The sequence below is a fragment of the Streptomyces sp. NPDC000229 genome (assembly GCF_040300825.1).
Classification (GTDB): Bacteria; Actinomycetota; Actinomycetes; order Streptomycetales; family Streptomycetaceae; genus Streptomyces.
Genome location: NZ_JBEPEL010000101.1, coordinates 1 through 24,238, shown reverse-complemented (window position 1 = coordinate 24,238; position 24,238 = coordinate 1). Strand labels below are relative to the sequence as shown.

Annotated in this window: 28 protein-coding genes, 1 tRNA gene and 1 pseudogene; 19 read left to right on the top strand and 11 right to left on the bottom strand. The window is 70.8% G+C overall.

What is annotated here, in order from left to right; all coding sequences use genetic code 11:
* Window positions 1-465 precede the first annotated feature (465 nt).
* Window positions 466-762 carry a type II toxin-antitoxin system VapB family antitoxin gene (locus tag ABT360_RS31575; protein WP_003949502.1) on the top strand — a complete coding sequence of 99 codons (297 nt, stop codon included), beginning with the start codon at window positions 466-468 and terminating at the stop codon, window positions 760-762.
* A gap of 113 nt (window positions 763-875) precedes the next feature.
* The gene (locus ABT360_RS31570; protein ID WP_351824148.1) at window positions 876-1,505 is read left to right on the top strand and encodes a LytR C-terminal domain-containing protein; all 630 of its coding nucleotides are present in this window, start codon (window positions 876-878) and stop codon (window positions 1,503-1,505) included.
* A 22-nt stretch (window positions 1,506-1,527) separates the two neighbouring features.
* On the opposite strand, the gene upp is transcribed toward ABT360_RS31570, so the two are convergent.
* A complete protein-coding gene (gene upp, locus ABT360_RS31565) occupies window positions 1,528-2,163 on the bottom strand; it encodes a uracil phosphoribosyltransferase (protein WP_351824145.1) in 636 nt (211 codons plus the stop codon).
* Between the two features lie 84 nt (window positions 2,164-2,247).
* Between upp and ABT360_RS31560 the strand changes: the two genes are divergently transcribed.
* The 9 genes from ABT360_RS31560 to ABT360_RS31520 all read left to right on the top strand — a co-directional run bounded on the left by ABT360_RS31560 (window position 2,248) and on the right by ABT360_RS31520 (window position 7,649).
* Window positions 2,248-2,451: a hypothetical protein gene (locus ABT360_RS31560; protein ID WP_351824155.1), complete on the top strand. Its 204-nt coding sequence runs from the start codon at window positions 2,248-2,250 to the stop codon at window positions 2,449-2,451.
* A gap of 195 nt (window positions 2,452-2,646) precedes the next feature.
* Window positions 2,647-3,180 carry a tRNA adenosine deaminase-associated protein gene (locus ABT360_RS31555; RefSeq protein WP_351824142.1) on the top strand — a complete coding sequence of 178 codons (534 nt, stop codon included), beginning with the start codon at window positions 2,647-2,649 and terminating at the stop codon, window positions 3,178-3,180.
* Window positions 3,181-3,245: 65 nt separating this feature from the next.
* Entirely contained in the window at window positions 3,246-3,674 is a 429-nt protein-coding gene (gene tadA, locus ABT360_RS31550; RefSeq protein WP_351824139.1) for a tRNA adenosine(34) deaminase TadA, read from the top strand.
* 103 nt (window positions 3,675-3,777) lie between these two features.
* Window positions 3,778-3,862: transfer RNA gene (locus ABT360_RS31545), tRNA-Ser, on the top strand.
* A gap of 354 nt (window positions 3,863-4,216) precedes the next feature.
* Complete coding sequence (locus ABT360_RS31540) at window positions 4,217-4,381, top strand: hypothetical protein (protein ID WP_167536386.1); 165 nt, start codon at window positions 4,217-4,219, stop codon at window positions 4,379-4,381.
* Between the two features lie 9 nt (window positions 4,382-4,390).
* Entirely contained in the window at window positions 4,391-4,684 is a 294-nt protein-coding gene (locus ABT360_RS31535) for a Dabb family protein (RefSeq protein ID WP_351824135.1), read from the top strand.
* A 226-nt stretch (window positions 4,685-4,910) separates the two neighbouring features.
* The gene (locus ABT360_RS31530; RefSeq protein ID WP_064069837.1) at window positions 4,911-5,717 is read left to right on the top strand and encodes an RNA polymerase sigma factor SigF; all 807 of its coding nucleotides are present in this window, start codon (window positions 4,911-4,913) and stop codon (window positions 5,715-5,717) included.
* Between the two features lie 234 nt (window positions 5,718-5,951).
* Entirely contained in the window at window positions 5,952-6,878 is a 927-nt protein-coding gene (locus ABT360_RS31525) for an RNA polymerase sigma factor SigF (protein WP_351824132.1), read from the top strand.
* 45 nt (window positions 6,879-6,923) lie between these two features.
* Entirely contained in the window at window positions 6,924-7,649 is a 726-nt protein-coding gene (locus tag ABT360_RS31520; protein ID WP_351824129.1) for a hypothetical protein, read from the top strand.
* Between the two features lie 59 nt (window positions 7,650-7,708).
* Here the strand turns inward: ABT360_RS31520 and ABT360_RS31515 are convergent, their stop codons facing one another.
* Entirely contained in the window at window positions 7,709-7,909 is a 201-nt protein-coding gene (locus ABT360_RS31515) for a hypothetical protein (RefSeq protein WP_351824126.1), read from the bottom strand.
* A 145-nt stretch (window positions 7,910-8,054) separates the two neighbouring features.
* On the opposite strand from ABT360_RS31515, the gene ABT360_RS31510 reads away from it, so the two are divergent.
* The 3 genes from ABT360_RS31510 to ABT360_RS31500 all read left to right on the top strand — a co-directional run bounded on the left by ABT360_RS31510 (window position 8,055) and on the right by ABT360_RS31500 (window position 11,935).
* A complete protein-coding gene (locus ABT360_RS31510; RefSeq protein ID WP_351824123.1) occupies window positions 8,055-8,510 on the top strand; it encodes a MarR family winged helix-turn-helix transcriptional regulator in 456 nt (151 codons plus the stop codon).
* Window positions 8,511-8,535: 25 nt separating this feature from the next.
* On the top strand, window positions 8,536-10,980 hold the full coding sequence (locus ABT360_RS31505) for an MFS transporter (protein ID WP_351824120.1): 2,445 nt from the start codon (window positions 8,536-8,538) through the stop codon (window positions 10,978-10,980).
* Between the two features lie 118 nt (window positions 10,981-11,098).
* Entirely contained in the window at window positions 11,099-11,935 is an 837-nt protein-coding gene (locus ABT360_RS31500; protein ID WP_351824117.1) for a YceI family protein, read from the top strand.
* Between the two features lie 16 nt (window positions 11,936-11,951).
* Here the strand turns inward: ABT360_RS31500 and ABT360_RS31495 are convergent, their stop codons facing one another.
* The 6 genes from ABT360_RS31495 to ABT360_RS31470 all read right to left on the bottom strand — a co-directional run bounded on the left by ABT360_RS31495 (window position 11,952) and on the right by ABT360_RS31470 (window position 17,301).
* Window positions 11,952-12,698, bottom strand: a complete 747-nt coding sequence (locus ABT360_RS31495; RefSeq protein ID WP_351824114.1) for a TetR/AcrR family transcriptional regulator — start codon at window positions 12,696-12,698, stop codon at window positions 11,952-11,954.
* Window positions 12,699-12,727: 29 nt separating this feature from the next.
* Window positions 12,728-14,251 (bottom strand): MFS transporter, encoded by a 1,524-nt coding sequence (locus ABT360_RS31490; RefSeq protein ID WP_351824111.1) that lies wholly within the window; start codon window positions 14,249-14,251, stop codon window positions 12,728-12,730.
* Window positions 14,252-14,356: 105 nt separating this feature from the next.
* Window positions 14,357-15,097 carry a response regulator transcription factor gene (locus ABT360_RS31485; RefSeq protein WP_351824108.1) on the bottom strand — a complete coding sequence of 247 codons (741 nt, stop codon included), beginning with the start codon at window positions 15,095-15,097 and terminating at the stop codon, window positions 14,357-14,359.
* A 52-nt stretch (window positions 15,098-15,149) separates the two neighbouring features.
* A complete protein-coding gene (locus tag ABT360_RS31480) occupies window positions 15,150-16,040 on the bottom strand; it encodes an amidohydrolase family protein (RefSeq protein ID WP_351824105.1) in 891 nt (296 codons plus the stop codon).
* Window positions 16,027-16,362, bottom strand: coding sequence for an antibiotic biosynthesis monooxygenase family protein (locus tag ABT360_RS31475; RefSeq protein ID WP_351824102.1), 336 nt, complete (start codon window positions 16,360-16,362; stop codon window positions 16,027-16,029). The genes ABT360_RS31480 and ABT360_RS31475 overlap by 14 nt, the downstream gene beginning before the upstream one ends.
* Window positions 16,363-16,437: 75 nt before the next feature.
* Window positions 16,438-17,301: a DUF2797 domain-containing protein gene (locus ABT360_RS31470; protein WP_444852355.1), complete on the bottom strand. Its 864-nt coding sequence runs from the start codon at window positions 17,299-17,301 to the stop codon at window positions 16,438-16,440.
* Window positions 17,302-17,397: 96 nt separating this feature from the next.
* Between ABT360_RS31470 and ABT360_RS31465 the strand changes: the two genes are divergently transcribed.
* Both ABT360_RS31465 and ABT360_RS31460 read left to right on the top strand, forming a co-directional pair.
* Window positions 17,398-18,030 (top strand): response regulator, encoded by a 633-nt coding sequence (locus ABT360_RS31465; RefSeq protein ID WP_351824099.1) that lies wholly within the window; start codon window positions 17,398-17,400, stop codon window positions 18,028-18,030.
* A gap of 289 nt (window positions 18,031-18,319) precedes the next feature.
* The gene (locus tag ABT360_RS31460) at window positions 18,320-19,186 is read left to right on the top strand and encodes a GNAT family N-acetyltransferase (protein WP_351824096.1); all 867 of its coding nucleotides are present in this window, start codon (window positions 18,320-18,322) and stop codon (window positions 19,184-19,186) included.
* A 282-nt stretch (window positions 19,187-19,468) separates the two neighbouring features.
* Here ABT360_RS31460 and ABT360_RS31455 read toward each other — a convergent pair whose 3' ends face one another.
* Window positions 19,469-19,744, bottom strand: a complete 276-nt coding sequence (locus tag ABT360_RS31455) for a hypothetical protein (protein ID WP_351824093.1) — start codon at window positions 19,742-19,744, stop codon at window positions 19,469-19,471.
* 532 nt (window positions 19,745-20,276) lie between these two features.
* Between ABT360_RS31455 and ABT360_RS31450 the strand changes: the two genes are divergently transcribed.
* The 3 genes and pseudogenes from ABT360_RS31450 to ABT360_RS31440 form a co-directional block, all read left to right on the top strand.
* Window positions 20,277-21,050 (top strand): hypothetical protein, encoded by a 774-nt coding sequence (locus ABT360_RS31450; RefSeq protein ID WP_351824090.1) that lies wholly within the window; start codon window positions 20,277-20,279, stop codon window positions 21,048-21,050.
* Window positions 21,051-21,062: 12 nt separating this feature from the next.
* Entirely contained in the window at window positions 21,063-21,725 is a 663-nt protein-coding gene (locus tag ABT360_RS31445) for a class F sortase (RefSeq protein WP_351824087.1), read from the top strand.
* A 111-nt stretch (window positions 21,726-21,836) separates the two neighbouring features.
* Window positions 21,837-22,023, top strand: a pseudogene (locus ABT360_RS31440) (DUF3631 domain-containing protein); the annotation flags it as partial.
* A gap of 561 nt (window positions 22,024-22,584) precedes the next feature.
* Here ABT360_RS31440 and ABT360_RS31435 read toward each other — a convergent pair.
* Together ABT360_RS31435 and ABT360_RS31430 are read right to left on the bottom strand one after the other, a co-directional pair.
* Window positions 22,585-23,295 carry a class I SAM-dependent methyltransferase gene (locus ABT360_RS31435; protein ID WP_351824150.1) on the bottom strand — a complete coding sequence of 237 codons (711 nt, stop codon included), beginning with the start codon at window positions 23,293-23,295 and terminating at the stop codon, window positions 22,585-22,587.
* Window positions 23,296-23,321: 26 nt separating this feature from the next.
* Complete coding sequence (locus ABT360_RS31430) at window positions 23,322-23,891, bottom strand: hypothetical protein (RefSeq protein ID WP_351824084.1); 570 nt, start codon at window positions 23,889-23,891, stop codon at window positions 23,322-23,324.
* Window positions 23,892-24,238: the final 347 nt, after the last annotated feature.

The following is a 24,238-nucleotide window of genomic DNA, read 5'->3' as shown; positions in this document are numbered from 1 at the left end:
CCCTTCCCCTGGACGCGGCAGACGCTGTTCCCCGGTCGTACGGCACGGATCGCGGCTTCGCATGCGTCGATCAGGCCGGGCCCGGGGCCCCGGCGGTCGGGGCTCCGGCGGTCGCGACCCCCGCGACCGGGACTCCGGCGACCGGGACTCCGGCCGAGGGTGCGGTCATGACGGCCGCCGAGAGCGCACAGGGCCGCGCCGCCCCGTCCCCGGACCGGGTGCGCCCCCGACGACGCCGTGACTCACCGCGCGGGTCGCACGGGCGTCCGCCCGAACCCCGCCCCGGGACCGCCCGCCCCGCCCGCGGGCCCGTCATCAGCTCTCCTCGTCCGCCTCCGCGCGCCGGCCTCGGAGCGGCTCGCCGGACGGCATCCGGACCACCTGCCCCGGTTTGCACGGTTTTCCCGCGCATCGCACGGCGCCGCGTGGCTGCGCCGGGAGCCGCTCGCCCGGTAGGCTTTCCGTGTGATCTTCAAGCGCATCGGTAACGGGCGGCCGTATCCCGACCACGGCCGGGAAAGCACCCGGCAGTGGGCGGATGTCGCGCCGCGCCCGGTCCGCCTCGATCAGCTCGTGACCACCAAGGGCCAGCTGGACCTGGAGACGCTCCTCGCCGAGGACTCGACCTTCTACGGCGACCTCTTCGCGCACGTCGTGAAGTGGCGGGGCGATCTCTACCTCGAGGACGGACTGCACCGCGCCGTGCGCGCGGCCCTGCAGCAGCGCCAGGTGCTCCACGCGCGCGTGCTCGAACTGGACTGAGCGGCCACCCCGGTGGCATCGCCTGTCAGCCTTTCGGGCGCTTTCCCACCCGTCCGGCCCCATCAGCTGATCGTTTAGTAGGCATAGTCACCGGGCCGCATTACGCTGCGCCCATGAGCATGCTCACTCCCCCCGGCATGGGCGGAAAGTACCGCGTCACGGGTAATGCCTACCCGCGCATGCGCCGCCCCCGACGCCGTCGCCGGATCGTGGTCGCGGCCCTCGCCGCAGTGGTCGCCCTCGGCCTGGCCGGCTGGGGAACACTGCAGCTCATCGAGGTCTTCGGCGGGGGCGGTGCCGACAGCCGGACACGGACCACGGCCGGCCCCGGCTGCAAGCCCGGCAAGAAGCCCCTGACGCTGGTCCACGTACCGCTCAAGCCGGCCCAGATCACGGTGAACGTCTACAACGCGACACCCCGCGCGGGCCTCGCCAAGTCGACCGCCGACGAGCTGAAGAAGCGCGGCTTCGCCATCGGCAAGGTGGGCAACGCCCCGGCCGCGTACGACAAGAAGGTCCCGGGTCCGGGGATACTGCTCGGCGCCACCGGGTCGGGCAAGAGCGCCTTCCCCGTCCTCCGTACGCAGCTGAAGGGCGCCACGCTCAAGACGGACACGCGCGCCACGGCGGACGTGGACCTGATCATCGGTACGGCCTTCAAGAGCCTGACACCGCCGAAGGACGCGACCGTGGCCCTGACCGCCCTGGCCAAGCCCGCGCCCGCGCCCTCCGGAAAGTGCTGAGCGACCCGGCCCCGTTGAACCGCTAGTCGGCGGTCCCGTACATCCGGTCGCCCGCATCACCGAGGCCCGGGACGATGTAGCCGTGCTCGTTGAGACGCTCGTCGACCGAGGCCGTCACGACCGTCACCGGCGTGCCCGCCAGCTCGCGCTCCATGACCTCGACGCCCTCGGGCGCCGCCAGCAGCACGACCGCCGTCACGTCGTCCGCACCACGCTTGATCAGCTCCTGGATCGCGGCGACCAGCGTGCCGCCCGTCGCCAGCATCGGGTCCAGGACGTACACCTGGCGGCCGGAGAGGTCCTCCGGCATCCGGGTGGCGTACGTGGACGCCTCCAGCGTCTCCTCGTTGCGGATCATCCCCAGGAAGCCCACCTCGGCGGTCGGCAGCAGCCGCACCATGCCGTCGAGCATGCCCAGACCGGCCCGCAGGATCGGCACCACGAGCGGCTTCGGGCTCGACAGCTTCACACCGGTCGTCCGGGTCACCGGGGTCTCGATGTCGACCTGCTCGGTGCGCACGTCCCGGGTGGCCTCGTACGCGAGCAGGGTGACCAGCTCGTCGGCGAGCCGCCGGAAGGTAGGGGAGTCGGTGCGCCTGTCGCGCAGCGTGGTGAGTTTGTGCGCCACCAGCGGGTGGTCGACGACGTGGATCCGCATGCCCTCAACAGTAGCCCGCACTGGCATCAATCCCCGCGGCGGAGGGAAGGTGGGGTGGACGGACCCAGCCTGGGGGTGGTCGCGATGCCGGACCCGGAAGAGCCGGAGCGGAAACAGGACAGCCGGGCGCCGGCCCGCCAGGAGGCGGATGCCGAGCGCAGGAGGCGACGTGCCCAGTTCCTGCGCGAACTGAATGAGGCGAAGGCGCTGCGGGACCGCGTCCAGCCGCGCCGGGCGAGGGCCGCCAGGATGCGCCAGCAGATGCGGATGCGCACGTTCCGATGGTGATCCACCGGCGATCCGGTGGCGGGCTGCCGGTGATTCGCTGATGACACGGACCGGGCATCGGACTCAGACTGGTGCACGACGCAAGAGCGGAACACCTCTCTTGAGGGCCTCGCATCTGCCACGATGCCGAGTGGGCGGGGCATGGATAGAGCGCACCGCCCGATCGTCACACCTCTGATCAGTGGGAGAGTCACGGTGTACTTCGCCGCACTGCTCGCGCGCACCGAAGACGGGTGGGAAGCGAGCGACACAGAGCTCGACGATGTGGAGACCTTGTCGGATCTGACCGAGCTGGCCCGTGAAGCCTCGGTGGACGACGACACAGTGATCGTCTTCATCGAGCAGGAGGACGCATGGTTCGGCATCGTCCGCGTGGAGGGTGAGGAAGACCCTCGCATCTTCGTCTCCGACGGAGCGGCCGCCGCCCGCTCCTCGTACGGGGAGATCCTCACCAAGGAACTGCTGGGCGACGACCAGGAGGACGACGTCCCCGACCTGGACGCGCTGGACCTCGACGGCACCGAGGACGGGGAGCCGGTCGAGGACGACGACGAGGAGGAGGAATCGGCGGTGGCGGCCGAGGCCGTGCCCGCGGCGCCGGTCGGCGACCGGCTGATCCTGGCCGACCTGGGCCTGACCGAGAAGGAACTGCTGGCACTCGACACCGACGCGCTGTCCGAGATCGCGGACGCGCTCGGCGCCGCGGAGGTGCTGGAGGCCGTCCGCTAGTGCGTCCGGCACCGACATCCACGCCCACCGCACCCGACCCCGTCCGGGAGCCGTGGCGGGCGCCCATGCGCCGCGCCATGGAGGAGGCCGAGCGAGCCGCGCGGGCCGGCGATGTGCCGGTCGGCGCGGTCGTTCTGTCCCCGGACGGCACGGTGCTCGCCACCGGCCACAACGAACGCGAGGTGACGGGCGATCCGACCGCGCACGCCGAGGTGCTGGCGCTGCGCCGGGCGGCCGAGGCCCACGGGGAGTGGCGGCTGACGGGCTGCACGCTGGTCGTCACGCTGGAACCGTGCGTGATGTGTGCGGGCGCGCTCGTGCAGTCGCGGGTGGACCGGCTGGTGTTCGGGGCGCTGGACGAGAAGGCGGGCGCGGTCGGCTCGCTGTGGGATCTCGTACGGGACCGCCGGCTCAACCACCGGCCCGAAGTCATCCACGGAGTGCTGGCGGAGGAGTGCGCGGCACTCCTCACCCACTTCTTCCGCGACCGCTGAGATGACCGTCGAGACGACGGCCGAGACGACCGCTGACGCGGCCGTGATACGCGCCCGGCAACGGATTTCTTCGTAGCGGCACCTTTGGGCTAAGCTCTCTCTCGGTAGCGTGTCCGAGCGGCCGAAGGAGCTCGCCTCGAAAGCGAGTGTGGCGCAAGTCACCGAGGGTTCAAATCCCTCCGCTACCGCTCTTGTGTGAAGGGCCCCGACGCACCGGCGTCGGGGCCCTTCACGTTGTTCCGCATGTGTGTGGACGGGGGGAGCGGCATCGGGGGGACAAGCCGCTCCCCCCGGCGCAACCGGGCCCGCACGTCCGGGCCGCTCCGGGGGAAGCGCGCGGCACGGACGGCCGCAGTGGGACCGGCTCGCTCGCCCCGCGGGTTCCTGCCACGCCCGCCGGGCTCACCATCCATCCTCCCGCCGCCCCCTCCCCGGCGGGACCGGCAAAAGGCCCCGATGGGGAGGGCCTTGGTCCTCAAAGGCTCGGTTAGACTCACCCGACCGCCCAGGGGATCACAGGGGAGAGACGGGGAGACGGGTCGATGGTGCAGGCCAAGAAGATCACGCTGTACGTGGTCGTCGTCTTCGTGCTGTACACGATCATCAACTCCCCCGCGCGTGCCGCCGACCTGGTGCAGGTAGGGTTCGAGGGCATTTCGAGCGCCGCGCAGGGCGTCGGCGACTTCATGACCGAGCTCGTCAACTAGGAGTCCGTTGTGATCCGCCACCTGGTCCTCTTCAAGCTCAACGACGGAGTGCGGCGCGACGAGCCGCGCGTCGCCGAGGCCGTGAAGGCGTTCGAGGAGCTCGGCGGGCTCGTCCCGGAGCTGGAGTTCTGGGAGTGCGCCTGGAACATCACCGACCGGGACATCGCGTACGACTTCGCCATCAACTCGGCGGTCGCGGACAAGGACGCGCTGAAGCGGTACATCGAGCACCCGGCCCACCAGGCCGCCGCCGGCCAGTGGCGCGAGTTCGCCACATGGGTGATCGCCGACTACGAGTTCTAGAGCCGCACGGCGCTTCCGGCGCTTCGCCGACACGAGCCCCGCACCCCACCGGTGCGGGGCTCTTCGCGTTCCGCGGCGACAACACGACGTTATCAGGTGCTTGCACACAGTGGACATGTCTTGTGATGCTATGACCGCTTTTGACGGATGAGTTGACCGTAATTGACCGAGACAACGACCGCGAAGGGGTGGCGTGAACGTGCCGGCCAGTACGACGCCTCAACAGGTGCCGCCCCAGAACGAGCCGGAGGCCCGCACCGCTGCACAGGGGAGGGCCGCGGACACCCGAGCACTCACCCAGGTGCTGTTCGGTCAGCTCAAGACGCTGGAGCCCGGCACACCGGAGCACACCCGGGTGCGCGGGGCGCTCATCGAGGCGAACCTGCCCCTGGTGCGGTACGCCGCCGCCCGCTTCCGGTCCCGCAACGAGCCGATGGAGGACGTCGTCCAGGTCGGCACGATCGGACTGATCAACGCGATCGACCGGTTCGACCCGGACCGGGGGGTGCAGTTCCCGACGTTCGCGATGCCGACCGTCGTCGGCGAGATCAAGCGGTACTTCCGCGACAACGTCCGCACGGTCCACGTACCGCGCCGGCTGCACGAGCTGTGGGTCCAGGTCAATGGCGCGACCGAGGACCTGACGACGGCTCACGGACGCTCACCCACGACCGCCGAGATCGCCGAGCGGCTCAAGATCTCCGAGGACGAGGTGCTGTCCTGCATCGAGGCGGGCCGCTCCTACCACGCGACCTCCCTGGAGGCCGCCCAGGAGGGCGACGGCATGCCGGGGCTCCTGGACCGGCTGGGGTACGAGGATCCCGCGCTGGCCGGGGTCGAGCACCGGGATCTCGTACGGCACCTGCTCGTACAGCTGCCCGAGAGGGAACAGCGGATCCTGATGCTCCGCTACTACAGCAACCTGACCCAGTCCCAGATCAGCCAGGAACTGGGCGTCTCGCAGATGCATGTGTCAAGACTCCTGGCCCGCAGCTTCGCTCGCCTGAGGTCCGCAAATCGAATCGATGCGTAACCTGATCGGGTAGACCCGTTCAGCCCTGTATCGAGCGGTCCAAAAGCCTCACACCCCCAGTTTCCTGCGCATACTTGCCGCATTCTTGTCGACAAGTCACTACAGCGTGTTGCCGACATGTGACATTCTGCTGGAACCGCGTTTGCCGCAGTCTCGGCTCCGGTATTCAGGTGGAGGCTGCGTTCCTCCGATGGTCGCGGCCCACGCGACCGTCCGCGACCTCAAGGGGGTGGCATGTCCGCAGAACAGGGCAGCTCGAAGGTGCTCACGCTCACGCCCGTGCCGGCGTCCGTGCCCGTGCCCGTGCCGGATTCCGTACCGGCGCCCGTGCCCGTACCCGCGCAGAGCGGTCCCGCAACGGCTCCTGACACCGTGTCGGCGGCGTCCGAAGCCATCGACACCCGCACACTGTCCCGTTCCCTGTTCCTGCGGCTCGCCGCCCTGGACGCCGAAGGCGTGGACGGCCCGGAGCGCACGTACGTGCGTGACACGCTCATCGAGCTGAACCTGCCCCTCGTGCGGTACGCCGCCGCCCGCTTCCGCTCGCGCAACGAGCCGATGGAGGACATCGTCCAGGTCGGCACCATCGGCCTGATCAAGGCGATCGACCGGTTCGACTGCGAACGGGGCGTGGAATTCCCGACGTTCGCGATGCCGACCGTCGTCGGCGAGATCAAGCGGTTCTTCCGCGACACCTCCTGGTCGGTCCGCGTCCCGCGCCGGCTCCAGGAGCTGCGCCTGGCGCTGACCAAGGCGAGCGACGAACTGGCGCAGAAGCTCGACCGCTCGCCGACCGTTCCCGAACTCGCCGCCGTGCTGGGCGTGTCGGAGGACGACGTGGTGGACGGCCTCGCGGTCGGCAACGCCTACACGGCGTCGTCGCTCGACTCGCCCTCCCCCGAGGACGACGGCGGCGAGGGCTCGCTGGCGGACCGGCTCGGGTACGAGGACAGCGCCCTGGAGGGGGTCGAGTACCGGGAGTCCCTCAAGCCGCTCCTCGCCAAACTCCCGCCCCGCGAGCGGCAGATCATCATGCTGCGGTTCTTCGCCAACATGACGCAGTCCCAGATCGGCGAGGAGGTCGGCATCTCCCAGATGCACGTCTCACGGCTGCTGACGCGGACGCTCGCACAGCTGCGGGACGGGCTCATCTCCGACTGAGTCACGGGTCTTCATAACTGACGCTTCGTCAGCCACACTGGCGCGATGAAGCGTCGACGACTCGGTGCGGTGGCGGTGGCGCTCTGCCTGGGCGGGGCGCTGACCGCGTGTGGGAACGGCGCCGGGGAAGGCCGTGTGGCGACCGGGCCGGCCGGACGCCCCGGTGGCTCGGGGCCGGTCCCGCCGTCGGGCGAGGTCGTGCTCGTACCGCTGGACGGCCGTGGACCGTCCGGTACGGGGACGGGGGCGCCGTCCATGCCGCCCGTACCGTCGTCACCGTCGTCGGCGGCGGGACCGTCCGGATCGCCGCCCCCGGCGCCGGCCGCTCCGGCGCCCACGCGGCCCACCCCGTCCGGGTCGAGCCGACCGGCCGCCCCGCCTCCGCAGTTCGCCCCGCCCTCGCAGACCCAGCCGCAGCCACAGCCGCCTCAGGAACCGGCGCCAGGCACCCCTCCGCCGCCCCGCCCCGCCGCGCTCACCGTGGGCGAACCGCTCCGGGCGCCCACAAACCGTCGCTGGTGCGAGAAGGTGACCGTGCAGTTCCGCAACACCGGCGGCTCACCGGTGCGTTCGGGTACCACGACCTTCGCGACGCACATCATCGGGGCGCTCGGCGTCGACTGGGCGACCGTCGAATCGGCTCAGCCGCTGCCCGCCCCGATCGAGGCGGGCGCGACGAGGACAGAGACGTACACGGTGTGCGTGGACGCCTGGCGGGTGCCGCTGGGCATGCGTATCGAGACCCAGGACGTCACCGCGTCCTGGGGGTGACGTCCCGGGGTGAAGGAGTGAAGTCCCCGGGGTGAAGTCCCCGGAGCGGGGGAGAAGGATCAGCCGAGCGCGAGCCAGGCGACCGCGGCGACGATCACGACGACCGCGACGACGCCGGCGATCAGGCCGACCTTGGGACCCGACTGGGCCGCCACCTGCTGCTGCCGCTGCGGCGTGCCCTCGTCGACGAAGGCGCGGAACATCTGCGTGCTGCCCGCCGGGTCGTAGTTGCCGTCGGGGCCCTGGGGGTTGTGTGCCATGGGGCAGGACCCTAGCGAACCTGATCCCCCCACCCAACCCTCGCCTTCCTTTGCCAGGACTTTAGGCGCCTTCGCCCCTTTTTAGTTTGCCTGTAGCAACCAACAGCTTCTATGGTTGCCCTAAGCAACAAGATGTGGGGGTGCCATGGCCGAGCGCAGTCGGTACGAGGAACTGGCCCGTCAGCTGAGCGCCATCGGCGCCGTCAAGCGCGGACTCTCCCGGGCCCTGCCCGCCGAGTGCCCGGGCGGATCGGCGGCCGTGCTGTCCCTCCTCGCCCACCACGGCGACATGCGGATGAGCCGGCTCGCCGAGCTGCTCGCCGTCGACATGTCGGTCACCAGCCGCCATGTCGCGCACGTCGTGGAACGCGGCTGGATCGAGCGGCTGCCCGACCCGGACGACAGGCGCTCCCGCATCCTGCGGCTGACACCGGCGGGCCGGGACATGCTCCACGACCTCGGCCGCCGGAGCGCGGACATGTTCGCCCGCACCCTCAGGGACTGGTCCGACGACGACGTTGGACAGCTGACCGCGCTGCTCGCCCGGCTCCGGGACTCCTTCGGGGACTGCCGGGCGCACGCCACCCGTACACCCGAGTAAGTACGTACCGACGTAAAGGAAGTTCATGGCCACGACCACACCGGCCGGTGTGCGGGGCGGGCACGCCAAGACCCATGACGATGGCGCGCCGATGACGCACCGGCAGATCATGGAGGCGCTCTCCGGGCTGCTGCTCGGGATGTTCGTCGCCATCCTGTCCTCGACGATCGTCTCCAACGCCCTTCCCCAGATCATCTCCGACCTCGGCGGCGGCCAGAGCGCCTACACCTGGGTCGTGACCGCCTCGCTGCTCGCGATGACGGCGACCACCCCGCTGTGGGGCAAACTCGCGGACCTCTTCTCCAAGAAGCTGCTGGTCCAGATATCCCTGGTCATCTACGTCCTGGGCTCGGTCGTCGCCGGTCTGTCCCAGAACGCCGGCATGCTCATCGCCTGCCGCGTCGTCCAGGGCATCGGCGTCGGCGGGTTGTCCGCCCTCGCGCAGATCGTGATGGCCGCGATGATCTCCCCGCGCGAGCGCGGCCGTTACAGCGGCTACCTCGGCGCCACCTTCGCCGTCGCCACCGTCGGCGGACCGCTGCTCGGCGGTGTCATCACCGACACCGACTGGCTCGGCTGGCGCTGGTGCTTCTACGTCGGCGTGCCCTTCGCGGTCATCGCCCTGATCGTGCTCCAGAAGACCCTGAAGCTGCCGGTCGTCAAGCGGCAGGTCAAGGTCGACTGGTCGGGCGCCTTCTTCATCAGCGCGGCCGTCTCGCTGCTGCTGGTCTGGGTCACCTTCGCCGGCGACAAGTACGACTGGGCGTCCTGGCAGACGTACACCATGGTCGGCGGCTCGGTCGTGCTCGGTGCGCTGTTCGTGCTCGTCGAGTCGAGGGCGAGCGAGCCGATCATCCCGCTGCGGCTGTTCCGCAACCGCACGATCACCCTCGCCTCGGTCGCGTCGCTCTTCGTCGGTGTCGCGATGTTCGCCGGAACGGTCTTCTTCAGCCAGTACTTCCAGCTGGCGCGCGACAAGTCGCCGACGATGTCCGGCGTCATGACCATCCCGATGATCGGCGGTCTGTTCCTGTCGTCCACGGTCAGCGGCCAGGTCATCACCAAGACGGGCCGCTGGAAGGCGTGGCTGGTCAGCGGCGGCGTGCTGGTGACGGCGGGCCTCGGCCTGCTGGGCACCATCCGGTACGACACGGAGTACTGGCACATCGCGGTCTTCATGGCCGTCCTGGGCCTGGGTCTCGGCATGATGATGCAGAACCTGGTGCTGTGCACCCAGAACCAGGTCGCCCCCTCCGACCTGGGCGCGGCGTCCTCCGTCGTCACCTTCTTCCGGTCCCTGGGCGGTGCCATCGGCGTCTCGGCGCTGGGCGCTGTCATGGCCAACCGGGTCACCCACTACGTCCAGGACGGCCTCGCCGACCTGGGCCCGCGGGGCGCGGCCATGGGCCACGGCGGCACGGGCGGCGGGGGCATCCCCGACCTGGACGCGCTGCCGGGCCCGATCCGTACGGTCATGGAGACGGCGTACGGGCACGGTGTGGCCGACGTCTTCCTCTACTCCGCCCCCTTCGCCCTGCTCGCGTTCCTCGTGACGCTGTTCATCAAGGAGGTCGCGTTGAAGAGCCACGCCGAGCCGGAGCCGGAGACGGAGCACACGACGGAGACGGAGCCCGTGACGGAGCGGGAGCCCGGGACGGAGCCGGAGCCCGCTCCTGAGACGCCCGTCGTCGCGGCGGCCGCACACGGCACCCCCGTCCGCGGCACCGCCCGTACCTCGGACGGCACCCCCGTCGCCCGGGCGGCCGTCACGCTGATCTCGCTCGGCGGGCGGCAGCTGGGGCGTGCGGTGGCGCAGGCGGACGGAAGTTACGCGCTGGACGCGCCGGGCCCCGGCTCGTACGTCCTGATCGCCTCGGCCGACGGCTTCCAGCCGCAGGCGTCCACGGTCGTCGTGGGTGGAGAGGCGCTGGCGTACGACATCCTCCTGTCCGGTACGAGTGGCCTCGTCGGCACCGTGCGGGCGGCCGAGGGCGGCGAGCCCGTGGAGGGCGCGATGGTGATCGTCACGGATGTGCGCGGTGACGTGCTCGCCACCGGCACGTCCACCCAGGACGGCACCTTCGCCTTCGCCGAGCTGGTGCCGGGCACCGTCACCGTCGCGGTGAACGCCGAGGGCCACCGGCCGCTCGCCCTGCCGGTCGAGATCGGCGGCCAGGGTGTCACCCGGGTGGAGGCGCTCCTGCGGTCCGGGGCGCGGCTCCGGGGCACGGTGCGCGCCGGGGCGGGCCGCCGCCCGCTGGCGGACGCGCGGGTGACGCTGGTCGACGCGGCCGGGAACGTCGTCGCGACGGCGACCACCGGCGAGGACGGCGCCTACGCGTTCGCCGACCTCGACACGGGCGAGTACACGGTCATCGCGACCGGCTACCCCCCGGTGGCCGGCGCCCTGACGGTGGCCGGACACGGAGTCGACGGCCACGACGTCGAGCTCGCCCACCCCGGCGAGTAGGGCCCGGACACAACCAGACCCCCCGCCGCGCGTCGAGCGGAGACGCGGCGGGGCACGGGGCGGCAGGCAGGGGACGGCCTGCCGCCCCTCTTCATTCGGTACGAGGAGAGATACGGGAATGGGACTTCGCGCACAGGTACGCACCCGGGACGGCTGGGCCGTCCAGCACGCCGTGGTGACCGTGACCGACACGACCGGCGCGCAGGTGCTGCGGGCCGAGGCCGGCCCCGAGGGCGTCGTCGTCGCGGACGCACCCCTCGCCCCCGGCCCGTACACGGTGATCGTGACGGCGGTCGGGTACGCCCCGGCGGCGTCGACCGCGCTGGTGACGGCGAGCGGCCGGGCCGACGTCGGCACGGTCGTCCTGGCGCGGGCGGGCGGCGTCGAACTCCCGCCGCCGGGCGCCTGGACGCTGGACCCGGCGCACTCGTCCGTGGGCGCGGTCGCGCAGCACCTGGGCATCTCCAGCGTGCGCGGCCGGTTCACCGACTTCGGCGGCCGGATCGAGATCTCCCCGGACCTCGGAGCCTCCCGCGTGGACGCGGTGGTATCGGCCGCGTCCATCGACACGGGCAACGCGCTGCGGGACAAGCACCTGAAGTCGCCCGACTTCCTGGACGTCGGCACGTACCCCGAGATCACCTACCGCAGCCACGGCCTCAGCCCCGCGGGCCCCGACCGCTGGACCGTGAACGGCGCCCTGTCCCTCCACGGTGTCGTCCGTGACGTCGACCTCGACCTCACGTACCTGGGCACGGGCCCGGACCCCTGGGGCGGTGTGCGGGCCGCCTTCCGGGCGACGGCACAGCTGCGCCGGGAGGACTTCGCCATGAACTACAACCAGGTGGTCCAGGCGGGCATCTCCGCGATCGGTACGACGCTGAGGGTGGAGCTGGACATCCAGGCGGTTCAGGAGGGTCGGGCGGTGCGGGGAGAGGCGCTGCCCCAGGGCTGAACTCCCGGCCCGGTCCTCAGGTGTGCCGGGCCACCAGGGCCTCGATGCCCGCGATCTGCATGTCGAGCGCGGCCTGGAAGTCCCGCTCCCGCATCTCCGCCACGGTGTCCCCGCCGCGGGCCTCCATCATCCGCTCGGCCTGCTCGAAGTTCTCCCGGTAGCCGGTCCGTTCGCGGAACGTTCCCATGGCGTGCCGGAAGTACTCGTCCTGGGTCATCCCGGCCTCCGCGCACCGCTGCCGGAACTGGCCCTCGATCGTGCCGAAGCCGTAGACGAACTGGAAGACCGAGGCGGTCGCCCCCGTCTGGAGGTGCAGGGGCAGACCCGTGTTGGCGATCACCTGCTGGGCGGAGCGCGCGAACGTCATCGAGTGGGGCCCGATGTTGAGGAAACGGCCGAGCAGCGAGGACACCCACGGGTGGGCGACGAAGAGCACGCGGTAGGAGGTGGCGAGTTCCCGGAGCTGCTCGCGCCAGTCCGCCCCGGACCCGGCGTCCGGGACGGTGAGCTCGCCCACCACGCGGTCGAGTGCCAGCTCCAGGAGGTCGTCCTTGGTGTCGACGTACCAATAGACCGACATCGCGGTCACCTTCAGCTCGGCCGCGAGCTTGCGCATCGAGAACTTGGCCAGGCCCTCGGCGTCCAGCAGCCGCACCGCCGCCTCGGTGATCTTCTCGCGATCGAGCCCGGACGGCTGGTCGGCCTTCCGCGCCCGGGGCGACTTGCCCTCCACCCACACGCTCATCCGCCGCGCCGACACCATGGGCTTTCCTCCTCGTTCCGTGACCGATGCTATGCCCCGGGCACGGAGGCGTCCGTCCTCTCGGCCCGCCGCAGCAGCGCCGCCGCCAGCAGGCCGCCCGCCAGGACCGCCACCGCTCCGACCAGCTGGCTGGTCTCCAGGCCGGTGGCAAACGCGTCGGAGATACGGGCCTTCTCGGCCGGCCCGTCGGCCGCCGCGAGCGCGGCGGGCAGGGAGGCGGCCGATACGGAGACGAGCGCGGCGAACCGGGAGTTGAGCACGGCACCGAGGACGGCGACGCCGAGCCCGTTGCCGAACTCCGCGAGCGTGCCGTTGATGCCGGCGCCCACGCCCGCCTTCTCCGGCGGGATCGCGCTCATGATGGCGTTGGCCATGGCGGGCATGGACAGCGCCACACCCGCGCCCATGACGACGAGCCCGAGCAGCATGCCGCCGTACCCGTGCGCCCCGCCGAGGACGGCGATCGCGGCCAGCCCGGCGGCGACCAGGGCCATGCCGATCGCGATGGTCCAGGGCGTACCGAGCCTGGGCAGCAGCCGGGCGCCGGCGCCGGTGAGGTTCAGGGCGACGACGGTGAGGGCGAGCGGCACCGTGCGCAGACCCGCGTCGAGCGGTCCGTACCCGAGCACGAACTGCAGGTGCTGGGTGAGCAGGAACAGCGAGCCGGTCATGCCGAAGGCGACCAGGATGGCGCCCGCGACGGCACCGACGAACCGCTGGTTGCGGAAGAAGTGCATGTCGAGCATGGGGTACGGGGTGCGCAGCTCCCACAGCGCGAAGGCCGCGAGGACGGCGGCGCCGAGCGCGGCGGAGACGAGGACCTGGCCGGACGTCCAGCCGTGGTCGGGCCCCGAGATGATCGCGTAGACGACCGCCGTCATACCGATCGTGGACAGCACGGCACCGACGAGGTCCGGCCGGTCGCCCTGCTTGTGCTTGGACTCCGGTACGAGGGCGGCGACGGCGCCCAGGCCGATGACCGCGACCGGGATGTTGATCAGGAAGATGGCGCCCCACCAGAAGTGGTCCAGCACGAACCCGCCGAGCAGCGGCCCGGCCGCGAAGCCGAGCGAACTGACCGTGGACCACAGGGCGATGGCCTTGACGCGCTCGGTGTCGTCGAAGATCTGGACGACGACCGCGAGGGTCGTGGTCATCAGCAGCGCCCCGCCGACACCCATGCCCGCGCGAGCGGCGATCAACTGCGCGGAGGACTGGGCGAGTCCGGCGGCCAGCGAGCCGATGCCGAACAGGGCGAGGCCGGTGATCAGCATCTTCTTGCGGCCGTAGCGGTCGGCGGCGTTGCCGGCGGTGAGGAGCAGCCCGGACTGGACGAGCGAGTAGGCGTTGATCATCCACTGGATGTCGGCGGTGGAGGCGTCGAGTTCCCTGGTGAGGGAGGGGATCGCGACGCTGAGGACGGTGTTGTCGAGCAGCACGGTGAGCTGGGCGAGGCAGATCACGCCGAGGATCAGCCAGCGCTGCGGGTGGCCACCACCGCCGGTCGTGGCGGCGGGGGGCTTCCGGTCGTTCCCGGCGGTGGTCGCCGTCATGCGGAGAGCTCCTTGTACGGTGTACGGGACTTGGTCTCGTACACCGTACAAGGCTCCGTCATACGCTGTATAAGGGTTTTCAGGACACAGGTGCGGCGCGGCGTATCACCCGCCCGGCTTGAGCAGATACCCCGCGCCCCGCCGGGTGTGGATCATCGGCGGCCGCCCCGCGTCGATCTTCCGCCGCAGGTACGAGATGTAGAGCTCGACCACATTGGCCTGCCCCCCGAAGTCATAGCTCCACACCCGGTCGAGGATCTGCGCCTTGCTCAGCACCCGCCGCGGGTTGCGCATGAGGAACCGCAGCAGCTCGAACTCCGTGGCGGTCAGATGGATCCCGTGCCCGCCCCGCGACACCTCATGGCTGTCCTCGTCGAGCACCAGGTCCCCCACCACCAGCAACGACTCGCTGCGCGGCGCCGTCCCGGCCCCCGACCGCCGGATCAGCCCGCGCAGCCGCGCCACGACCTCCTCCAGGCCGAACGGCTTGGTGACGCAGTCGTCCCCGCCCGCCGTCAGCCCCGCGATCCGGTCCTCCACCGCGTCCTTCGCCGTGACGAACAGCACGGGCACACCGGGCCGTTCGCGCCGCAGCCCGCTGAGTACCGCCGGCCCGTCCATGTCGGGCAGCATCATGTCCAGCACGACGGCGTCCGGCCGGAAGTCCCGCGCCGAGCGCACCGCCCCGGCGCCGTCGCCGGCGCTGCGCACCTGCCACCCCTCGTACCGCAGGGCCATGGACAGCAACTCGGCGAGCGGGTCCTCGTCGTCCACGACGAGCACCCGTACGGCGCTTCCGTCGGACCTGAGCATGTCGGTGCGCCCCTGGGGCGAGGAGACGGTCATGCTCCGACGATCAGGCGGACCGCTGAGAGAATTCTTGCCCCTCCCTGTGAATTCACTGAGAAAGCACCGGGAACAACCGGGCCCCGTTCCCGTGACAGACCCCCCGCAGCCAGTCCTCCCCCAGCCCGAGCCGCTCCAGCGCCTCCAGCTGGTGCAGGTAGCCGTACGGGATGTTGGGGAAGTCGCTCCCCAGCAGAATCCGGTCGCCCAGATCCGCCAACCGCCCCCGCTCCTCCACCGGGAACGGCGAGAAGCGCTCGCTGAAGTCGGTGAACGCCATCGTCGTGTCCAGCCGCACCTCTCCGTACCGCTCGGCGAGGCCGAGGAAGTCGGCGTACTCGGGCATCCCCATGTGCGCGACGACCAGCCGCAGCCGCGGATGCCGGGCGAGCAGCCGCGCGACCGGCTCGGGCCCGGTGTACTTGCCGGGCGCGGGCCCGGAGCCGCAGTGGATCACTATCGGTACGCCGGCCTCGGCGAGCAGCCCCCAGGCACCGTCGAGCAGCGGGTCGTTCGGGTCGTACGCGCCGACCTGAAGATGCGCCTTGAACACGCGCGCACCGCCCTCGACCGCCTCCCTCACATACCGCTCGGCCCCCGCCTCCGGAAAGAGCGTCGCCGTCCGCAGGCACCCCTCCACCCGCGAGGCGAACTGTGCCGCCCACCCGTTGAGCCACTCCGCCATCCCGGCCTTGTGCGGATAGACCATCGAAGTGAACCGCACCACCCCGAACTCCCGCAGGAGCTCGACCCGCCGGTCCTCCTCCTCGCGGTACGTGATGGGCCACGGGGTCCCGGTCAGCGGCCCGACGGCGTCGAAGTACGCCCACACCTTCCGCAGGACGCGCTCGGGCATGAAGTGCGTGTGCACGTCCACCAGCCCGGGAAGCCCGAGCCGCCCCCAGAACGCCCGGACCCTCTCGGCCTCGTCACCCGCGCTCAAAGCCGTAGCTCCGCTCGACCTTGCCGACGTGCACGCTGTACCGCTCGTACCAGTCCGCCCGCCCACGCCGCATCACGTCCTGGTGGTCGGCGTTCGCCCGCCAGGCGGCGATGGCCTCCTCGTCCCGGAAGTACCCGACGGTGATGCCGATGCCGCCGGGCGTACGGGCGGACTCGTAACCGAGGAAGCCGGGGACGTCCTGCACGAGCTGGTGCATGCGCTCGGCGGTAGGCGCGTAGGCGGGGTCGTCCTCGGTGCGTACGGAGGTGAACACGACGGTGTAGTACGGCGGTTCGATACCGCCCACGAGTTGATCGCTCATGCGGTTCACCCTCCGCCGGGCGCAGGACGGTGTCCAGGGCTCCGGGAGATCGGGATCCGAGTCTTTACCCTCGCGTCAGAAGAGCCCTCCCTGCACCCCCGGCGGCAGGACGGTGACGGGCACGGTCGTCCCGTCCCCACTCCTGCCCACGGCGACGAGCTCCCACCCGGTGAGCAGCCGGGTGTCGAGCACGAGCGCCCGCCCGTCAGGCGCCCGGAGATGAAGATCCGGCCCGGCTGCGGCCACGAGCACCCCCTCCAGGCACCCGCCGTCCACCAGCTCGGCGACCACTCCGTCGACGCGGTCGACCCGCTCCAGCCCGAAGAGCCCCACGTGATCGACGACCCGCAACGCGATCCGCTCCAGCGTCTCCCCCCACCCGGGCACGCCCACGGCCCGCCGGTACAGCGCCGCCACCTCCGCCGCCCGCTCCCGCTCGCCCGGCAGCCCCACGCGGGCGGCGCGCTTGGCGGCGTACGGGATCCGGTCGGGCACCCCCAGCGCCGTACCGAGCACCTCCTCGGTCCGCCGCGCCGCCATCAGCGGCCCGCGCCCCAGCCAGCCGTACACGACCGCGCCCTGCTCCCGCAGCCGGGCGTCACCGCGCTCCTCCGCCGTGATCCCCACCTTGACCATGCCGGCGCCGAACCAGGCGAGATACACCCGGTAGACCCTGGGGTCGTCCGCCACCCCGTCCGCCGCCACGGACCCCACCCGGTCCAGCCGCGCACACTCCGCGCACCGCCCCCCAGTACTGCGCCCACCCACGACGGCCGCCACCGGACACGCGTTCCCCCGCGCCCCGATACACCGCCGCTCCCCCACCGCCCGGAAACCGATCTCCCGCCCGTACGCCAACGCACTCCTGCGCCCGCCCTCCCAGACGAGCACGGGCCCCTCGCCCGTCCACCGAAGTCCTTGGCATCGCCACACCGCCACGGCGGCACCGTATACCCCCCGCCTCCGTGTGCGGTTCCCGCCGCCCACCGTCCCGAACGCCTGCGCCGGGGGACAGTGCCCAGCGAGGATGCACGGATGTCAGAAGCTCTGTGGATCAAAATCATCGGCACCCTCCCGGCCGTGCTCTGGGTGCTCTTCGCCGCCACCGTGTACGTGACCTTGCGCGGCACGATCGTCGAGCGCATGGTTCCCCGATTAACCGCCGTGCGGGCCATGGGCATGGAATTCGAGCTCGCCGCCGAACTGCTCGACCGAGCCCAGGACGAGAGCGAGAGCCCTGTCACCCCACATGCCAGACGCACCGCTCTGGGCAGGCTTGAACACGCCGCCGACCTGCTGTCGGACGGACGGATCCTCTGGGTCGACGACCACCCCGAGGGCAACGCCCCCCTCACGGAGCTCTTCCGCACGGCCGGCATGCACATCGATGTGGCCCGTTCCACCGAGGAGGCCGCTCCCCTCCTGCGCCGCCGGTCGTACGACGTCGTCATCAGCGACATGGAGCGGAACGGCGACCCCCACGCAGGAACCACACTGCTGCGCCTGCTGGAGCAGTACGGCGTCCGCACCCCCGTACTGATCTACTCAGCGAACTGGGACCCGGAACGCGGCGTCGACCGAAGGATCTTCGCGGCCACGACCGCGCCGATCGAGCTCGTCCACTACGTGATCGACCTCATGGAGAGGTCACGACTCGCAACCCTCTGACGCCTCGGCGCCTCACCCTCCCCTCCGGGCACGGCACGCGCGGTGGACCGCACCGGACCACCGACCCGGATCCCTGAACCCTCGCCTGAACGACCGCCGCCGCTGCCTGGCACAACCGCCGAAGCGTCATCTGCCCCGGAGGGACTCGGCGCTGTCCGTGTCGAGTGCTCCTGCGACGCCGGGGACGACAACCCCCACTGACCGACACGATCCGGTCAACTCCGTTCAGGCCCCGGCGTACTCGCGTCGGGGCCTCAGCCCTGACCGGCTCACCGTTAGGGTGCCGCCCATGTTCTTCCGCTGGGACTGGCTCCGGCCCGTACTGACCGCGCCGATCGTGCCGACTCTCGGTCCCGTCCACCCCGATGTCCTGACCGTCGATCTCTTCGAGGACACCCTGCGAGCGGCCGTCACCGGGGACTTCTTGTCGTACGACAAGGACCGACGCTGGGGCGGCGACAAGGACGAGACGGTCCTCCTCGGCGACGTGGTCCACCAACCCGACCACACGCTCATCCCCACCCTGAACCGGCGCGGACACGGCACCGTCAAGGTCTTCCCCTACGGTGTCCGCGACAGCGTCGTGGAGGAGGCCGCCGAGCTGGCCGCGAAGCTCGCGGCCGTGCACGACGTGGACAACGCCCGGGTCGTACGCCCCCTCGACCCCGAGACCGCACACCCGCGCGGCACCCGCATCCAGCTGAAGGACTTCACCGCCGGCCCCTGCCCCGCCCCCGGCGGCCCCGTCCGCCCCGTCACCGACTGGCCGGTCGCCGTGCAGAAGACCTTCGCCCCCTTCGCCAAGGCCATGGCCGCGGACGGCCTGGCCTTCCTCCACACCCGGATGCAGGACGGCCGATGCGGCCCGGTCCTCGCCGCCGCCGTCGGCGACGGCATCGTGGGCGCGATCGGCCCCATGGAAGTACGCGCGGACGCGATCGGACGCCCCCAGCTCCTGCCCCAGTACTTCGCCGTCCTGCCCGAGGCCCGAGGGCAGGGCCTGGGCCGGATTCTGTGGAGGGCCGCGATGCACTGGGGCCAGTCCCACGGCGCCGCCTACCAACTCCTCCAGACCGAGGTCGACGGCCCCTCCGACAGGCTGTGCCGGTCCGAAGGACTGACCTCGCTCGGCTTCCGCCACACCGCCCAGGTGTAGCCGCCGGATCCGGTCCAGCCGCGCTTCGCCGAGGCACGTGAGGTCGCTGCACTTGGCTGCGGTACGCCCCGGCAACGCAAAAGGCCCCGGATCTCTCCGGGGCCTCTCACGAAGGGGAGGGACACGGCCATCACTCCAGCCGCGGTGCCGATGGGAGCAGCAAGGTCCGGGAAGCGGTGAACCATGCAGCCCACCCCCGCGCCGACCGCCGCCCGCAGCCCTCCACTGACTGCGGGCGGCCTGCTGGGTCTGCGTGCATACAGCCGTGGTGCGGCGCGATGGTCAGAAGAGGATGCCGCCCAGCATTCCGTCGCCGTAGCAGCTTCCCTTCTTGCCGTAGCCGCCCTTGCCGTGACCCTTGTCGTCGTGGCAACCGCAGTCGTTCCAGTGGCCGTGGTTCTTGCCGTGCTTGTCGTGGTGCTTCCAGCGGTCGTGGTTGCCGCAGTCGTCGCAGGTGTAAGCGGTCGACGGAGCGGCTTGGGCCGTTGCGGTCATCGGCACGACGGCGGCAGCGGTCAGAGCGGCGATCGCCAACATACGGCGGATGGGCTTTGCCATGGGTTGTGCACCTCACTGGTCCATGAGCGGGCATTTCCCGCTTTTCGGACAGTAGGGCGTGGTGTGGTGTCCCGCCATCCAAGTTCGGCAGGGTGGGGTCGTCTTGCTGCTATGTGGGGCCTGCGACTTGGGGGAACAGGCCCCACTGTCCTTCCGCCCTTCGCCCGGCGGGAGGAGATCCGAATGGTGCGGGTAGCTGGCGCGAGGCGAACCGTGCCCGGCTCAGCGGCGAGCCCTCGCCTGAGACACCCGTTTGCCGGACAGGCGCCATTGCGCCGTTGCGCAGTCGCACTGCCATCTGTCGCGTGGGGTGTTGCCGCAGTTGGCAAGGGCTATGGGCATCGCCGCCCCCGAAACCCCGTGGCGGAGACGATCATTGGCCGGCTTCGCGGGCGGCCTGCTGCGGTGGCGAGGGGCCGGTCGGGGATGCAGGTTCATGGGTGGTAGCAGCGGTCGTCCGCCCGGCGGGCCAAGTGTGTGCTCGCGACGCGGCGAAGTGGACCGCGCCCCTTCTCTGCAATGGAGACCCCGAATGACGAAGAAGACCGCCTGCGCGCTGGCCGCGCTGGCCGCCCTCGCCCCCGCAGTGGCGCTCGCCCCGTCCGCGGCAGCCGACGACACCTCGGGCCACGACAAGGCCATAACGCTGCACGCGACGCTGAACCCGTTCAAGGTCAACAACGTGAATGGGTCGGGCACCGCCATGGTGCACCTGGAGGGCAACAAGGCCCACGTGACGGTCAAGCACAGCGGCCTGCTGGCCGGCGCCCCGCACGCCCAGCACTTCCACATCAACGCCAAGGGCGTCTGCCCGCCCGAAACGGTCGCCAAGGAACGCAACGGCAAGGTGTTCCTCAACACCACCGACGGCGCCCCCTTCTACGGCGGCATCGGCACCTCGCTGACCACCACCGGAGACACCAGCCCCGCCTCCGGTCTGGCCGTGGACCGCTTCCCCGTCGGCTCCAAGGTCCACTACGAGCGCACCGTCCACCTCAGCGACGAGGCCGCCAAGAGCCTGCGCGAGGGCACCGGTGTCGTCGTCGTCCACGGCATCGACTTCAACGGCAACGGCAAGTACGACGACAACCTCGGCCCCAGCGACCTCGACCCCAAGCTGCCCTCCGAGGCCACCAACCCCGCGCTGTGCGGGTCGCTGAAGATGGCCGCCAAGGGCGCCGTCCACGGCGGACAGGGCGGCACCCAGGAGGCCATCAACACCGCCGCAGCAGGCGCCGGCGCCGCACTCATCGTCGCCGCCGGAGCCGCCTATGGGCTGCGCCGTCGTACCGCTCGTCAGGACTGACCCGGCACGGGCATGACGTTTCTCGCTCACGGGAGCCGCCGCGGTGTGTGCACCGCGGCGGCCACCCTCTGCGCCACCGCCGGCACGGTCCTGCTGGCGGTGGCTTTCGTACCCGGCCGGCAGCCCCCGCCCGAACCGCCGTCACCGGCCACCCAGCACACACAGCTCCACACACACGCGCCCTCCCACGACGTGGCAGTGCTGCCTCCCTCCGAGCCTGTCCGGATCACCGCCAAGCGCATCGGCCTGGCCGCATCCGTCGAGGCGGTCGGCATCGCCAAGGACGGCACGGTCGCCATGCCGACCAGTGCCGACCACGCCGGCTGGTACACCGGCTCCGTCACACCCGGAGAGCGGGGCAACGCGATCCTGGCCGCCCACCTGGACTCCACCACCGGCCCCGCCGCCTTCTACAGCCTGGGCGCTCTGCGTGAGGGCGACCGCATCACCGTCCGGCGCCGCGACGGCACAGACGCGGTCTTCACCGTCACCGCCATGAACGTCTACGACAAGAGCGCCTTTCCTTCCCAGGCCGTCTACGGCCCCACCCCCCACCCGCAGCTGACGCTGATCACCTGCGCCGACTGGGACCCGGAGGCCAGGACCTACCGTGCCAACCTCGTCATCACCGCACACACCGGCCACCCCACCGATGAGCCCACCGCCGACCGCTGACACGGTGCTCTCCGGCACCGGGCGAGACTCTCGGGCACTGACTTCGGAGGGCACCGGGGCCGGTGGCCTCACGCCCGTGAGTGACTCCGCCCGAGCGAGGAGGCGTGGCGCCCCTACTGCGCCGTCGCCGTGGCCGGACTTCGGTTCCCTGCCGGACACGATCCCGACCCGCCCCGTGATCATCCGCATGCGCCGCCGCGCCCGCAACGAGAAGGTCGAGCCCTCCCGGATCGACGACCACGAGAAGCGAGGCCACGCCATCAGGGACCGGCTCGCCAAGTGGGCCGACCAGGTCCGCGGGATCGGATGGACGACGCGCTCGGGCTCGATGACATCACCCCGGGCCGGGGGGCAGCGGCCCGGGGAGAATCCCGCCGCCTGATCGGTTCGGCCGTGGTCGTCGATGTCACCCGCTGATGCCAGAAGCCCCCCCGGGATGATCCCGGGGGGCTTCTGTGCTCTGTGCACTCGGCAGGATTCGAACCTGCAACCTTCTGATCCGTAGGATCGGGCATCTCTGGGGGAGGGTCTTCCTCCCTCCCACAGCCTGATCGCCGACCGTGGTGACCGTCGGCCTCTGTGTGCCGTCGTTGCCGTCAGAGTTGCCGTCACAAATGAATCAGTGCCCCTCTTCCCCATCCCACGGAGATGAGGGTGAACCGTCTGGGTCCAGCCCGTACTTCCACCTTTCGCTGCCCAGCAATGACCGGAGATGGCCAGCGTCAGCGGCATGCCGGTAGAGGGCGTCGAGGCCCTCCTGGTCTCCGGCTTCTCCCCGCATGCGCTCCAGGTCGCGCAGGATGCGGAAATCACCAGCATCGGCAACCTGCAAGGCCAACGCTTCGGCGCGCTGACCAAGTCAGGTGTACGTGGCGACTGTGTACGCCGTCGGCCCGGCGAGCCCAGCACCAGAGCCGTCAGTCATGTCCAGGATCTCGAAGCCGACACGCTCCGCGTACTGTTCGAGTTCGCGGGGGAAGAGGACGCGTCTGCGGATCTCGTCCTGGGCCTCGTCCCCTGAGGGGAGTGCCCAGTGCCGGTGCATGGTGTTGATCTGGGTCCGCAGGTCCCACTGGTGGCGGATCGTGACGGTCGCCGAGCCGCTTGGAGTGTCGACTGTGGCAGTCATCGGATCGGCTCCCGTGATGGGTGCGACGGGGGAACACAGGACGAGCAGGCTGCCCCGCTGTGCGTGAGCCGCGAAGGTGGCGAAGACCTGGGTGATCTCGTTGTTGTCATGCACGTAGGCGAGGCTGTTGCCCATGCAAGTCACCACGTCCATGCACCGCCGGAGTCGGGCGGTGCGCATGTCTCCGATGCGGATGTCCAGCTCCGGGCGGGCCTGGCGGGCGTAGTCGACCATGCCGGGCTGGAGGTCCAGGCCGATGCACTCGAAGCGCTTGGCCAGAATCTCCAGGTCCCTGCCGGTGCCGCATCCGAAGTCGACCAGCGTCCGGGCGTCCGGCCGATACGTCTCGATCAGGGTCTGACACATCCCAGCACCGGTGCTATCGGACTGAACCAGGTCGTACAGCGCCGGGTCCCGGTAGAGAAGGTTCGTCGCTTCCACTGGTTCCACTTCCGTGTGGTGGCCGGTCACATGAGGCTTAGCAGTCCGACCTCAAGAGCGAGGACATCGCACAGCAGGTCAGGGACGGTCAGAGCGGTGTCGGCGTCCTTTCGGGCTTGAGCGAGTGCCTTGCGGTCAACGTAACCGAGATCGACGAGGACGGACTCCTTCAGCATGTCGTCCAGCACGGGCAAGCCGTAGGAGCGCAGCCCCTTCTCCAGGACGGCCAGGAAGTTCTCCGGTTCGGCCGGTGCCGCCACCGACTCCGGCAGTCCCGCCCGCCTGATCCGCTCGCGGAACAGCGCCTTGCCTCGCTTGTACTCGTGCGGCAGCTGCTCCATGAACCGGACGATCCGCGGGTGTACGAGCGGGCTCACCGGCCAGACGCCGACCCGCAGAAAGCCGGGATTGTGCATCCCGAACGCCATCAGGGTCGGCACCGGCAGGACAGGGATGGGTGCCAGGTGCTCGTTCACCTCGGCCAGGGCGCGGACCGCCTTCGGACCGAGCCACGGAGCGGGTTCCGGCGTCGGCAGTTCCACATCCGTCCTGGAGTGGTGGGCGTTGACCTCGTCCCCTCCACTGCCCGTGAACATGACCTGCCACCGCCGAGCGGCTTCCTGGGCTCGTACGACGTCGAATGCTTCCCGGTAGAACGCCCCGGCCGGATCACGGGCCGGAGCAGAGCGCGTACCCCTCCGGGGCAGAACGGTGGGTACTGCACGGCGGGAATGGCCGTGTCTCTGAAGCCACGGCAATCCGCGGTGACCGGTGCGAACTCGGCATGCGCCCCGCTCCTGCTGGCTGTGCTCGCCGTGGGGCGGCTGTCGGGGTTTCTTCACGGGTCTGGCTTCGCGGGGGCCGCGCTGTCGGAGCTCATCGGCGTCCTCCCGGATACTGGTGTAGACCAGTTGCGATATCGTGGGCGCTGGTGATCGTCATC

Excerpts from the sequence above, each read along its gene's own strand:
- ABT360_RS31570 (WP_351824148.1), top strand. The coding sequence starts at position 876 with ATGAGCATGCTCACTCCCCCCGGCATGGGCGGAAAGTACCGCGTCACG.
- upp (WP_351824145.1), bottom strand. The coding sequence starts at position 2,163 with ATGCGGATCCACGTCGTCGACCACCCGCTGGTGGCGCACAAACTCACC.
- ABT360_RS31485 (WP_351824108.1), bottom strand. The coding sequence starts at position 15,097 with ATGACCGTCTCCTCGCCCCAGGGGCGCACCGACATGCTCAGGTCCGAC.
- ABT360_RS31525 (WP_351824132.1), top strand. The coding sequence starts at position 5,952 with ATGTCCGCAGAACAGGGCAGCTCGAAGGTGCTCACGCTCACGCCCGTG.
- ABT360_RS31560 (WP_351824155.1), top strand. The coding sequence starts at position 2,248 with ATGCCGGACCCGGAAGAGCCGGAGCGGAAACAGGACAGCCGGGCGCCG.
- ABT360_RS31495 (WP_351824114.1), bottom strand. The coding sequence starts at position 12,698 with ATGGTGTCGGCGCGGCGGATGAGCGTGTGGGTGGAGGGCAAGTCGCCC.
- ABT360_RS31520 (WP_351824129.1), top strand. The coding sequence starts at position 6,924 with ATGAAGCGTCGACGACTCGGTGCGGTGGCGGTGGCGCTCTGCCTGGGC.
- ABT360_RS31490 (WP_351824111.1), bottom strand. The coding sequence starts at position 14,251 with ATGACGGCGACCACCGCCGGGAACGACCGGAAGCCCCCCGCCGCCACG.
- ABT360_RS31465 (WP_351824099.1), top strand. The coding sequence starts at position 17,398 with ATGTCAGAAGCTCTGTGGATCAAAATCATCGGCACCCTCCCGGCCGTG.
- ABT360_RS31510 (WP_351824123.1), top strand. The coding sequence starts at position 8,055 with ATGGCCGAGCGCAGTCGGTACGAGGAACTGGCCCGTCAGCTGAGCGCC.
- ABT360_RS31460 (WP_351824096.1), top strand. The coding sequence starts at position 18,320 with ATGTTCTTCCGCTGGGACTGGCTCCGGCCCGTACTGACCGCGCCGATC.
- tadA (WP_351824139.1), top strand. The coding sequence starts at position 3,246 with ATGCGCCGCGCCATGGAGGAGGCCGAGCGAGCCGCGCGGGCCGGCGAT.
- ABT360_RS31540 (WP_167536386.1), top strand. The coding sequence starts at position 4,217 with ATGGTGCAGGCCAAGAAGATCACGCTGTACGTGGTCGTCGTCTTCGTG.
- ABT360_RS31450 (WP_351824090.1), top strand. The coding sequence starts at position 20,277 with ATGACGAAGAAGACCGCCTGCGCGCTGGCCGCGCTGGCCGCCCTCGCC.
- ABT360_RS31505 (WP_351824120.1), top strand. The coding sequence starts at position 8,536 with ATGGCCACGACCACACCGGCCGGTGTGCGGGGCGGGCACGCCAAGACC.
- ABT360_RS31475 (WP_351824102.1), bottom strand. The coding sequence starts at position 16,362 with ATGAGCGATCAACTCGTGGGCGGTATCGAACCGCCGTACTACACCGTC.
- ABT360_RS31515 (WP_351824126.1), bottom strand. The coding sequence starts at position 7,909 with ATGGCACACAACCCCCAGGGCCCCGACGGCAACTACGACCCGGCGGGC.
- ABT360_RS31455 (WP_351824093.1), bottom strand. The coding sequence starts at position 19,744 with ATGGCAAAGCCCATCCGCCGTATGTTGGCGATCGCCGCTCTGACCGCT.
- ABT360_RS31500 (WP_351824117.1), top strand. The coding sequence starts at position 11,099 with ATGGGACTTCGCGCACAGGTACGCACCCGGGACGGCTGGGCCGTCCAG.
- ABT360_RS31430 (WP_351824084.1), bottom strand. The coding sequence starts at position 23,891 with ATGTTCACGGGCAGTGGAGGGGACGAGGTCAACGCCCACCACTCCAGG.
- ABT360_RS31445 (WP_351824087.1), top strand. The coding sequence starts at position 21,063 with ATGACGTTTCTCGCTCACGGGAGCCGCCGCGGTGTGTGCACCGCGGCG.